The organism is Pseudomonas fluorescens (assembly GCF_000967965.1).
Lineage (GTDB): Bacteria > Pseudomonadota > Gammaproteobacteria > Pseudomonadales > Pseudomonadaceae > Aquipseudomonas > Aquipseudomonas grandcourensis.
Map to the genome: position 1 here is coordinate 24,215 of NZ_LACC01000035.1, position 10,904 is coordinate 35,118.

The 10,904-nt window shown below is 57.4% G+C and carries 10 protein-coding genes and 1 pseudogene; 7 read left to right on the forward strand and 4 right to left on the reverse strand.

All coding sequences use genetic code 11. The features are described from left to right. Positions 1-8 precede the first annotated feature (8 nt). The 4 genes and pseudogenes from VC35_RS24500 (at position 9) to VC35_RS24515 (ending at position 3,614) form a co-directional block, all read left to right on the forward strand. Positions 9-968, forward strand: a complete 960-nt coding sequence (locus VC35_RS24500) for an alpha/beta fold hydrolase (protein WP_046043113.1) — start codon at positions 9-11, stop codon at positions 966-968. Between the two features lie 146 nt (positions 969-1,114). Further along, positions 1,115-2,542 carry a GGDEF domain-containing protein gene (locus VC35_RS24505; RefSeq protein WP_046043115.1) on the forward strand — a complete coding sequence of 476 codons (1,428 nt, stop codon included), beginning with the start codon at positions 1,115-1,117 and terminating at the stop codon, positions 2,540-2,542. A 205-nt stretch (positions 2,543-2,747) separates the two neighbouring features. Beyond that, positions 2,748-2,963 (forward strand): annotated as a pseudogene (locus tag VC35_RS24510) (S-(hydroxymethyl)glutathione synthase); the annotation flags it as partial. 462 nt (positions 2,964-3,425) lie between these two features. After that, complete coding sequence (locus tag VC35_RS24515; RefSeq protein ID WP_046043116.1) at positions 3,426-3,614, forward strand: ribbon-helix-helix protein, CopG family; 189 nt, start codon at positions 3,426-3,428, stop codon at positions 3,612-3,614. 21 nt (positions 3,615-3,635) lie between these two features. Here the strand turns inward: VC35_RS24515 and VC35_RS24520 are convergent, their stop codons facing one another. Next, entirely contained in the window at positions 3,636-5,297 is a 1,662-nt protein-coding gene (locus VC35_RS24520) for a SulP family inorganic anion transporter (protein WP_046043118.1), read from the reverse strand. A gap of 175 nt (positions 5,298-5,472) precedes the next feature. Between VC35_RS24520 and VC35_RS24525 the strand changes: the two genes are divergently transcribed. Then, positions 5,473-5,703, forward strand: coding sequence for a hypothetical protein (locus VC35_RS24525; protein WP_046043128.1), 231 nt, complete (start codon positions 5,473-5,475; stop codon positions 5,701-5,703). Positions 5,704-6,237: 534 nt separating this feature from the next. Here the strand turns inward: VC35_RS24525 and merR are convergent. Then, a complete protein-coding gene (gene merR / locus VC35_RS24530; RefSeq protein ID WP_046043119.1) occupies positions 6,238-6,636 on the reverse strand; it encodes an Hg(II)-responsive transcriptional regulator in 399 nt (132 codons plus the stop codon). 76 nt (positions 6,637-6,712) lie between these two features. On the opposite strand from merR, the gene VC35_RS24535 reads away from it, so the two are divergent. Both VC35_RS24535 and VC35_RS24540 read left to right on the forward strand, forming a co-directional pair. After that, positions 6,713-6,943: a heavy-metal-associated domain-containing protein gene (locus VC35_RS24535; protein WP_080925384.1), complete on the forward strand. Its 231-nt coding sequence runs from the start codon at positions 6,713-6,715 to the stop codon at positions 6,941-6,943. A gap of 7 nt (positions 6,944-6,950) precedes the next feature. Next, entirely contained in the window at positions 6,951-7,175 is a 225-nt protein-coding gene (locus tag VC35_RS24540; RefSeq protein ID WP_046043121.1) for a GDCCVxC domain-containing (seleno)protein, read from the forward strand. 286 nt (positions 7,176-7,461) lie between these two features. On the opposite strand, the gene VC35_RS29250 is transcribed toward VC35_RS24540, so the two are convergent. Both VC35_RS29250 and VC35_RS29790 read right to left on the reverse strand, forming a co-directional pair. Continuing rightward, positions 7,462-8,226, reverse strand: a complete 765-nt coding sequence (locus VC35_RS29250) for a tetratricopeptide repeat protein (RefSeq protein ID WP_080925385.1) — start codon at positions 8,224-8,226, stop codon at positions 7,462-7,464. 223 nt (positions 8,227-8,449) lie between these two features. Next, a partial coding sequence (locus tag VC35_RS29790; protein WP_259674445.1) for a beta strand repeat-containing protein occupies positions 8,450-10,904 on the reverse strand: 2,455 nt, incomplete at its 5' end.

The window sequence follows — 10,904 nt, forward strand, 5'->3', positions numbered from 1 at the left end:
AAGCGCATATGAACGAGCCACACCTCGAACTGCTCGACATCAATGGCATCCGCATGCAGATTGCAACGCAAGGTTGCGGCCCGCTGGTCCTGCTATGCCACGGTTTTCCGGAGCTGTGGTACTCGTGGCGCAACCAGCTTGCTGCGCTGGCGGCCGCCGGCTACAGAGCGGTAGCGCCCGACATGCGCGGCTATGGCGGCACAGATGCGCCGGCCGAACCCGACGCCTACACCACGCTCCACCTGGTAGGTGACATGGTCGAGTTGGTCAACGCACTTGGCGAAAAGCAAGCCGTGATCGTCGGCCATGACTGGGGCGCGCAGGTGGCCTGGAGCGCAGCATTGATGCGACCCGATCTGTTCCGCGCAGTGGTCGGCATGAGTGTTCCCTTCTCGCCACCGGCGCGCGTGGAGCTCCTGAGCGCGCTTGCCTCGCGGGGTATCAGCGACTTCTACATCCAGTATTTCCAGGCGCCGGGTGTGGCCGAGGCCGAGCTGGAAAGGGACGTCGAGTCATCGATCCGACGCATCTACTTCAGTGGCTCGGGTGACGGGCCCGATGGGCCGGTGTTCGGCCGACTGCAGCCGGGCCAGGGCTTCCTGGGAGGGATGATCGAGCCCGAAACCCTGCCAGCCTGGCTAAGCCTCGAGGATATTGCCTACTACACCCGTGAATTCACCCGCAGCGGATTTCACGGTGGCTTGAACTGGTACCGCAACATGACGCGCTCATGGGCACTGCTGACACCTTGGCGCGATTGCATTATCCGGCAGCCGTCGATGTTCATTGCCGGGAGCCGCGACGCCGTGCTGAGGTTTGCGGGCTCCCCGCGGCAGATCGAAGCCTTCGCGCAGACACTGCCGGGCCTGCGCGGCTGTCATATCCTTGAAGGTGCCGGCCACTGGATACAGCAAGAGCGCGCGACAGAGGTCAATGAGCTGCTACTGGACTTCCTGAAAAAACTCTGATCAGAAAGTTAAATTCTTATCCATAATTGAAACGCCATAGAACGGTCCATTCGATATTTGCGTAGTGATGCGAGGGACCGTTGGCATGCAGGCGGCGCCAACACCGGACCGGTGTTGGCTATATGGATTCAAGACTGGAGGGAACCATGAGTAATCTCATCGCCACCGACGAGCCACCTGAAGCCGTTCGCCTCATGGTCAAGGTTTACGCCTACTTGCTGCTCGCAGGGTTTGCGTGTGTTCCGGCCTATCTGATTGGCTACTTATACTTTTTCCAGGACCCCACGCTTTTATTCGAGAATCACCTGTTCCATGTAATTGCGATCACGACAGCCACCTTGGCAGGCTCGTTTGTTACTTACGTAACGTGGCGCTGCTATCAGTCATCGGGAGATCCGCTGCTGCGATGGATGACGCTTGGATTTCTCGGTTTTGTACTGATCTACGCGTTGCATGGTGCGTTCACCGGGCAAGCACACCACAATATCTGGCTCTTCCTGCTTTATGGACCAGCCTCTCGACTGGTCATGTCGATTTTGCTGTTAGTCGGATTGCTGTCGTACCACCGCCCACCTGATGCCGCGGACCAACGAATGAAGGCCCGCCCGTGGTTGACCTGGATAGGAGTGTTCCTGGTGGTTGACGTGGCAGTGGCGTACGTCGCGAATTCGCCGATCGCCGGCGATCTCGCGGTGCGCCTCTCGATGGAGGGTGGTGCCCTCGTTCTTTCCACATTGACCGTGACAATACTCCTGCTGCGTCGTATCCGATCGCCGCTGATGACAATTTTCATCATCTCGGTCACCGCGTTCGCGCTGTCCTCTCTTGCCTTCATCCTTGCACGTCCGTGGAACCATATGTGGTGGCTCGCTCACGCGATCTTCGCCGGTGGATTTTTCATGTTGAGCTATGGGGTAGTGCAAGCGTTCCTCACCACGCGGTCGTTTTCGAAGATTTACAGCCAGGAGGAGTTGATGGTGCGTCTTGCCGAAGCGATGGCGTATACCGAGAGCGCCCTGCAGGAACTCCAGCGCACCAATCAAGAACTCGGGCACCTTGCGGCGACCGATCCACTGACAGGCGCTGATAATCGGCGTCGGTTCATGGAGCGGGTCGAAGCCGAAATTGGCCGGACCAAACGCGGCGGTGCGCCGTTCTCCGTGTTGGCACTCGATCTGGATAATTTCAAGTCCATCAACGATCGCTTCGGGCATCAGGTTGGCGATGACATCCTGAAGAGTTTCGTGGAGAAATGCCTCGATTCGATCCGGCCGTATGACGGTGTAGCCCGAGTGGGCGGGGAAGAATTCATGATACTGCTACCTCAGACTTCACTTGAAGGCGCGCACGAAATCGCTGAGCGTCTGCGAAGCACCGTTGCAAACAGTTCTTTTCATGGCCTGCAGCGGTCAACCGTGGTCACAGTGAGCATCGGCGTATCGCAATCCGGTCGCGATGGCGACACCATCGAGGCAATTCTGCGTACAGCCGATCAACGCCTGTATCACGCTAAACACGAAGGCCGTAACCGTGTGGTCACTACCTTCAAAACCAGCCTCCAACCTCTGCCCTGACCATCGTCTCGAAGTCGCTGAAAGCGTCAGCACCGATACCTGGCTTTGCAACACAGTATTGGGCGTTACTCGATCTCCACATTCCTGAAAAACCTTGGGCGTGTGTGGATTCCATTTGAATTCGGCACACTCGCCCGTGCGCGGACCTAGCCGCGCTCGAGGCGTCATCGCAGACCATTCTTGATCTGGGTACCCGAGCGGTCGCACCGAGCTTTCGCCCCAGAGCGGATGGGCTGCGTCGGGATTCGCGGCGTTCGTGTCCTCCATCATCGAAACCGGCACACCGCCAACGCAGATGAAGGCTATCCGCGAGCGCCTGCGCTCGATCGGCCTGGAGCCCTATGACTGCCTGTCCCCGGACTTGATGGACGCACTGGCGACTCATGTCGCCAAACAGAAAGGCCTGCTCCCCACAGCCTGATCGATCGGTCGCCGCGGTTTCTTTTTCGGACCGCGGCGGCGATTCACCTTTGATGTTGTGCGCCCCACATAATTAACTGGGGGGCTTTGGGCATCAGGACAACGGGTTACGCCAGTTTTCAATTCCGCTCGTACCAATTTTGTACCACCAGGCTCTCTCAACCCATCTTTTCTCTATGGCTTACTGCATCTACATCAGGCTGATAACGGCCATATCCGGTCGCTCGTGACTGCCCACAGTCTACCCGTTGCAGGCAGTCGGCTAGCTTAGAATAAATTTGCTCCCTTCCTCGCGGATGGGGATTATCCACGCGGAGTCGAAGCAGATCCGACTCATCACCCACCGTGAGAGCCAAATATTTTCTTGTGAGTAAAGTCGAAGTAACGCGCAGTACAGTGACAGCACCGGACAAGGCAATTACAATTTGATTAACATCTAGCGACTTGAGCGATTGAATACCCCATGGAAAGCAAGACTGCGCGCCTCACTGTGCTCATTGATCCCGTCAAGAAAAAAGCCTTCGAGGAACTCTGTGCAGCACAAGACCTGACGCCTTCTCAGGTGGTCCGTCAACTGATTCGTGACTACCTGGACACCCACGGTGCCACCTATTCGACCAAAAGCAAGCATGCCGCTAGTACCAAGTCATAACCTGACACGGGCAGCAAGCCTCTAAAGGGTCGACGGACCCTCTGCGAGGCTGACCGCTTTAGCCAGCGCGGTGTTGAAGTCGGCGTGGTAATGCTCCGTGCCGATTTCTTGCAAGATACCCACCCTTTCGAGCTTGTTGAGCACCTTCGTGTTCGCTTCGCAGAGTTTCACCACGATATTGCGCTTGTGCAGTTGCTGAATGACCTCCTCCAGCACCTGCAAGCCAGTGATATCCATAAACGGTACACGCTTCAAGCGAATAATCAGCAGACGTGGATCGGTATGGGTCTGTGCCAAGACTCGCTCGAAGGTCTCAGCCGCGCCAAAGAACAATGGCCCTTCAATCGTATAAATCAATGTCCCTGGCGGCAGGCGAGTGTGCCCATTGGCCCTCAACTCTACTTCAAGCTCGTGCTCGACTACCTGTTGTACCTCAACAGATGAGGCCATGCGGCGCATGAAGTGCAGCATCGCAAGGATGACGCCGATATTCACAGCGATCACCAAGTCACTGAACACTGTGAGACTGAAAGTGATGAGCAGAATAGCTACGTCTGCGCGAGGGGCCCGCTGGACCATGCGTTTGAAGTGCTTCAACTCGCTCATGTTGTACGCGACCACGAAAAGAATGGCGGCCAGGGCGCACAGTGGGATGTTTGAGGCCAGAGGTGCCAGAAACAGAATAATAAGCACCAACGTGACCGCGTGCGTAATGCCGGCCAACGGGCTCGTGCCGCCGTTACGGATATTGGTTGCAGTACGGGCAATGGCTCCGGTAGCTGCGAAACCGCCAAACAATGGCGTGACCAGATTAGCCACTCCCTGACCGATCAGCTCCTGATTGGAATCGTGCTTAGTGCCTGCCATGCCATCGGCCACCATTGCGGACAGCAGCGATTCGATCGCTCCAAGCATGGCGATAGTGAACGCCGGACCGATCAAGTCGATGACGCGAGACAGCGTGATTTCAGGCAGGCTCAACGCTGGAAGGCCTTGAGGTATGCCACCAAATGCGCTGCCAATCGTGGCTACCCCCTCGAAATGAAAGGTTGACTGAATCGCCGTAGCTACCGCCATTGCGACTAATGGGCCAGGTACCCGTTTGAGTCCGGGAATTTTGGAAGCAGTGATTACCAGGAAAAGACTAAGTACAGCCAGCAGGGTCGTGGCCATATGAAGATCCGGGAGCGCCTGGAGCAAATGCCAGAACTTTTCATGGAAATGCTCTCCACTGATCTTCGGTAAACCGAAAAAGTCTTTCCACTGTCCGACCCAGATGATCACGCCGATGCCTGCGGTGAATCCGACGATCACCGGATCGGGGATAAACTTGATGATTGCACCGAGCCGGGCCATCCCCAGCAATAACAACATGGCCCCCGCCATCATCGTGGCGATTTGCAGACCGTCAACACCATGCTTGGCCGTGACCCCCGCCAGAATCACGATGAACGCACCTGTCGGCCCGGCAATCTGCAAGCGGCTTCCGCCAAAGAGTGAAACCAGCAGACCACCGATGATTGCGGTGTAGATGCCTTGCTCAGGCTTGACGCCAGATGCAATGGCAAACGCCATTGCAAGGGGGAGCGCCACGACCCCGACGATCACGCCAGACACCAAATTGCGGAGCCAATGCTCTCGCCCCAACAACCCTGCCTTCCATGCCTCACCTATCGCAATCATGGCTAGCTCCTCAGTGGATGCATGTGCATAATATTAACATACAGTGATAATTGAAATGCCCTTGATCCACCGCTTCCGGCGGCTGGAAATGTTTATAGAGAAAGTTCAGATGGAGCTGGTCGGGCATGCACTGCAAATAGAGAATCTTGAGAGCGCGTGTAGCGTGGTGACTGACATGAATCGTAAAACTGTGAAAAGCAAACACGCCGAAGGCGTGACCTTTGACACCCATGTGATCGCAAACCCGACCAACCCCAAGGAGTGGATCGTGTTCTTCAAGAAGGACGCCGGGAGAAGTTATTTCCTGGTTGACGACAACGAGGAAGTCGAGTCTTTCGGTCATCTGGATGACCTGATCGCCGAGCTTCGAGACTTGGGCCTCAAGACCGCTGAAATCCACTTTTAACCCTTGGATCACGCCCTGGAGACATGATCATGTCAGTGAAAATCGAGTACCTATCCAGTCAAAGCGAAGCTCTTTGGTCTGTATGTTTTGGCATCAGACGAGTTCAGTTTCGGCATGAAAAAAGTGCTCACGACTTTGCTGCCAAGCTCAAGGAGAGAATCGAGGCTCCGCATGTTTACCCTCAACGTGATCCGCCAGCGAAAAATCTTAGTTGATCGGTACAGGCAGATTGAACCTCACCCTGCATATCTACCTGTTTGTTCTACATAACGGATCCGATTGAACTCGTGACCTCCGGTAAAAAGGCCGAGTAGCTCAATCACCGGTCATAATAGGTGTGTAACTATAAGGGAGTGACTGTTTTTTTACCGATTGATGCCTGACATGACAGGCCGCTCAGGGTCGCAAGCAGCCCCTCGCGACAGGCAAAAAGAGGCCGGAAACGGTCATTCCTGACCGCTGGCAAGCGGCCTTACGATTGCACTGCACGGGTTGCTGGCCTGACACTTGTGCATGATGCCCTGCAACCAGGCATTACTCCCTGTTCAGCACATCGATGATAGGGCAAGCGGCCCCGCCGGCGCCTGCATCGCACTCCTGAACCAGTCCGCCCAGTACCTGCCGCAGTGCGGCAAGGTCAGCCATCTTTAGCTCGATCAGGGCCAGCTTGTGCACGGCCAGTGCCCGGGTCTCGCGGCAAGTGCAAGCCGCATCCAGTTTCAGCAGTATGCCCACCTCATCCAGCGTGAACCCCAGCGCCTGCGCCCTCTTGATGAAGCGCAACCGCTTGACCTGCTCCGGTAGATAGTGCCGATAACCACTGAGCGGCTTTGGCGGTTCATCCAGCAAGCCGCGTCGCTGGTAATAGCGAATAGTCTCGATGTTCACCCCGGCAGCTGCCGCCAACTTGCCGATACTCAGCCCTGTCGCCATCACACGCCCCTTGATTCTGTACCCAGGTACGGAGTGTAAAGTGACCCTGGGTTAGATCAGTTTAATGGAGAAAACGATGGCTCAGGCTCCAGCGGAAACCGTCAGGCTCGACGTTCAGAACACGACCTGCCCGGTCTGTCCGATCACGGTCAAGAGTTCGCTGGAGCCGTTGTCCGGCGTGAGTACCGTCAAGGTCAATTTCGCGGAGAAAATGGCCATCGTCACCTATGCCCCCAATACAGCCGATCCTGAAGCGTTGACCAAGGCGACGACGAAGGCGGGTTATCCCTCCACCGTTCACAAGTGAGGCAACCATGAGCGCCGTCATCCTCGAATCCGTGTTGACCTGCCCGCATTGCGGTTTCGCCAAGCGCGAAGCCATGCCCACCGATGCCTGTCAGTTTTTCTACGAATGTGGCAGTTGCAAAACCCTGTTACGCCCGAACCCCGGTGACTGCTGTGTGTTCTGTTCGTTTGGCACGGTGAAGTGCCCGCCGATTCAGGAGCAGTGCGGATGCGGTAGTACGGGCCTGATCTAGGTTTACTCGGTTTATCAGACGCCCCTGACGCGCCTCAAACCGTGGTTATGGGAGGTCAGTGTCATGTGGAATCACTCTCTGGTGCTCGTGGTGGTCTACCTGACTATCACCCTCAGCATCGGCTGGTTGTATACCATTGCGCTCCTGTATTGGCTTTGATCCAATTGGTGACGATCGGTCAGTCCGCATTTGGTACCGTTTTCGGCAGGTAGCTTTGTTCCGATCACAGTCGTTTGCAGCTCTTCGCGACGGACAGCCCCCTAGCCAGGAGTGGAGACTCAGAAACTCAACCGTGCACCAGGTAGGCTCCTGACGGAACCCGATATCGCAGTTTCTTGCATTTACCGGGTGCAGGCTGATGCCCCGGCGGGCGATCAGGAAACCAGATTCGGCATTTACCCGGCGGCGGTAAATGTCCGCGGGGGATCTCAACCTCACCGTACGCGGGCTCTGGTTCGACATTAGCCATTTGCAATTTTCCTTCGGGCCTGGCTCTGCCAGTCGTCGGCGCATCCGAATCCCGACCTGTCTCTGCGCTAGCGAAGTTGCCAGTGTCGCGCCCAGTGTCCGGAGTGGATTGTTCAGCAACGGCCATTTCCGCTTCGCGGCGCCTTTGAGCCTCCTCTTGCAGCCCCTTCTGTGCTGCGGCCAGGTCCTCTTTGGCATTGGGTGGGGTACCCGAAGCCTGGGCCTGCTGCGCCGCCTGGATCAACTGGAAGTTGCGGTTGCGCAACTCGACGTTGCGACCAACCCGCATGTTCGAGCGCGCCGCCAGGGTTTCAGCCTGCTGGTACTGCCCCTGCTGAAGACGCAACACACCGAGGTAATGCAGCGTCGCGGGATTGTTCGGCTGGATATGCAGGGCACGCTCAAGCGTGGCAGCGGCCTGGTCCAGTTGGCCATTTTCATACTGCCGCGAGGCGGTTTCGATCAGGGTGGTTGATGCGCTGTTGCTTTGCGCGGGCGCTCTCCGCTCGGCAGCGACGGAACAAAACGACGCGACGGCGCAGAACACGAGGATGAGGCCCGGCAGAAAACTCTTGGTTGGCATCAGGGGGGCGAACTCGACTGATCTCGGAAGGCACTGAAGTAAAACAGGCCAAAGCGATGCTCGGCATCTGCGATACAGGGCCCCAATTGACCTGGCCAGTACCCTGAAGTTCCCGCTGCAAAGGCCGCCGCAACCAGTACTTTACCGCCCACAGACCCCATCGCGGATTTGTTCGCGATGGGGTCTGCAACCCCGTAGCAACGTGCGGCCAGCAGCAAAAGCATCATGTCATCAGGATAAAGTCCGCCTGATCGATGCCTGCACTGCTAACACCGACAAGACGAATAGTGTCCGCTCCGATCCCGATCACCGTGTCCGCCCCGTCAGCCGCAATGCTCACGTTGGCAGCGAACGTCTCGCTGCTGATCCCCAGCCCTGCGATATTGAGCAAGTCCTGCCCTGCGGCCGGATCGATATCGAAGTCCTGGATCGAGTCGTTGCCGAAGCCTGCCGCAGCAAACATGAAGGTGTCGTTGCCGAAGCCGCCATTGAGCGTGTCGTTGCCCAGCCCGCCGAAGAACAGATCGTCACCCGCTCCACCGACCAGAATGTCGTTGGCCTGGCCGCCCAGCATCGTATGGTTAGCCGCCGCTGCATCGTAGGCCAGCTCACTTCCGCTGCCCTCGGCGTTCGCCTGCAAACCCGCCGCCGCGTATTGGCCATTCATCGCGAGATGCGCCACATGCGCACCGTCGCTCACGCTCAGCATGCCGCCGATGCCTGTGTCATTCGCTGCATAGGTGATCTGCGTATTGGCGCCGAACGCAACATCGCCAAAGTCCAGCTTGTCACCTGCGGTAAAACCGCTGACGCTGCCACTGAACGCCGTCGACACATCGAGCTTGAGCGTGCCAGCTGCACCGCTGTCGAACGTCACATGCTGATCGGAGGCAGCACCGAACTCCAGTATCGCCGAACCGCTGATAGTCGCGCTCCCCCCGCCACTGGCATCTGCGTTGACGGTGATGTTGCCATCGTTCGCCCAAAGGCTGCCGCTGTTGACGAGCGTACTTTCAATCACCAATCCGCCGCTGCCGCTGCCGCTGGCTTGCAGCACACCAGAGTTAGTCACGGCGCTACTACCGGTATCGATCACCAGCGAGTTGACGCCGCTGGCAAGGATCAGACCCGAGTTGACCAGCATCATCTGCCCCGCTCCCAACTGGCCGGCACCCGAGATGGTGTTGTCGGCATTGGTGAGCACCGTGTCCGCGCTGCCACCGAAGATCACGTTCTGCGCGCTGTCGGACAGAACCACGTGCCCGCCACCGCTCAACGTCGCGCCACGGAACAGAATCTCGAGATCGGTCCCGCTGCCGGTGGAGCCGAGCTCTATGGTGCCGCTGTTGTCGATGCTGCCACCGAACGGCATGATCGCGCCGTCGGCAATGGTGATGGTGCCCGTATTGGTCGTGACCGGGTCCACATCGAACAGTAAGTTGGCCGCGCTCAACGCCGCCGCATCCACGCCCTTGACAGTGATCGTCTGGTCGGCGCTGATGCTGAGCACGGCATTGCCGTTCGCGTCGTTGACGATACTCACATCCGCAAAATCGTTGACGCCCGTGAAGCCGATCAAGTCAATCCTGTCCGCCGTCGCATCGAAGCTGTAAATGACGTTGTTGCCGATCGGATGGGCGAAGACGAAGGTGTCGGCACCGGACGAGCCGGTCAGGTTGTCGTCCGCTGACAATGCGAAGATCGGCGAGCCGGGGGCGTAGGCTTCGACGTTGTCGGACACAAAGGCATTTCCAATGCTGCCGTCGGCGTTGGTCCAGTACATGTTGACATCAAGCACCAACGCACCGGCGAATTCGCTTGGAGTTGTCACAGTCAATGCGTCGGGATCGCTAGTCTGCACTGTCCAGGTGCCGTCGCCGTTGTCGGTTCCTGCATTGAACGTCCATCCCGAGGGAACACCGCTGATGGCCACCCTTATTGGGCCGCTGATATCGGCCGACGGAACGTTGAGGGCTAGATTGATGGGTTCGCCAGCCACACCTGCCGGGAGATTTGCGCTAGAGGTGAACGCAACACCCGTATTACCAGCCAAGTCCGTGTAGGTGTTTGTAACGCTGGCTTTTACAGATCCATTAGATCCATTGCCGGCTGCTCTTGTGAAATCCACTGTGTAAGTATTGCCGCTACCGGAGAAGTTGCTGAGGGTTCCGCGGCCTGCGGTGACACTGAAATCACTGATATCGAAGTTAATCACAGCTTCACTGAACGTGATGGTTATTTTGCCGCTATCGTTGTTCCCTAACATTGGGGACGCAGTAATGGAAGTCACTGTTGGAGCCACGGTATCAACTGGCGTCTCAACGACGTTCTGCACGTTTACCGTAATGGTCTGCGTGTCGGTTCCGCCATTGCCGTCGGCCACCTGAACGTCCACAACGTAGGCGTTGTCGCCGTCGGTGCCACCGATATCCTGGGGATTCTCGTAATCGGGCGCCGAATTGAACGTCAGCACCCCACTCGAACTGATCGAGAACTTGCTGAAGTCCGTCCCGGCCGTATTCAGGATCGTGTAGCTCAGCGTCTGCGCTGGTAGATCTGCATCGGTCGCCGCCACTGTCGTGACCGCCGTGGTGTTCTCCGCCACATTGATCGAAGCCGTCGCACCACCACCGTTGGAGGTGATCACCGGGGAGTTGTCGTTGACTCCCGTCACGGTT

Coding starts and splice junctions, on each gene's coding strand:
- VC35_RS24525 (WP_046043128.1), top strand. CDS start 5,473: ATGAATCGTAAAACTGTGAAAAGCAAACACGCCGAAGGCGTGACCTTT.
- VC35_RS29250 (WP_080925385.1), bottom strand. CDS start 8,226: ATGCCAACCAAGAGTTTTCTGCCGGGCCTCATCCTCGTGTTCTGCGCC.
- VC35_RS24535 (WP_080925384.1), top strand. CDS start 6,713: ATGGCTCAGGCTCCAGCGGAAACCGTCAGGCTCGACGTTCAGAACACG.
- VC35_RS24505 (WP_046043115.1), top strand. CDS start 1,115: ATGAGTAATCTCATCGCCACCGACGAGCCACCTGAAGCCGTTCGCCTC.
- merR (WP_046043119.1), bottom strand. CDS start 6,636: ATGGCGACAGGGCTGAGTATCGGCAAGTTGGCGGCAGCTGCCGGGGTG.
- VC35_RS24500 (WP_046043113.1), top strand. CDS start 9: ATGAACGAGCCACACCTCGAACTGCTCGACATCAATGGCATCCGCATG.
- VC35_RS24540 (WP_046043121.1), top strand. CDS start 6,951: ATGAGCGCCGTCATCCTCGAATCCGTGTTGACCTGCCCGCATTGCGGT.
- VC35_RS24515 (WP_046043116.1), top strand. CDS start 3,426: ATGGAAAGCAAGACTGCGCGCCTCACTGTGCTCATTGATCCCGTCAAG.
- VC35_RS24520 (WP_046043118.1), bottom strand. CDS start 5,297: ATGATTGCGATAGGTGAGGCATGGAAGGCAGGGTTGTTGGGGCGAGAG.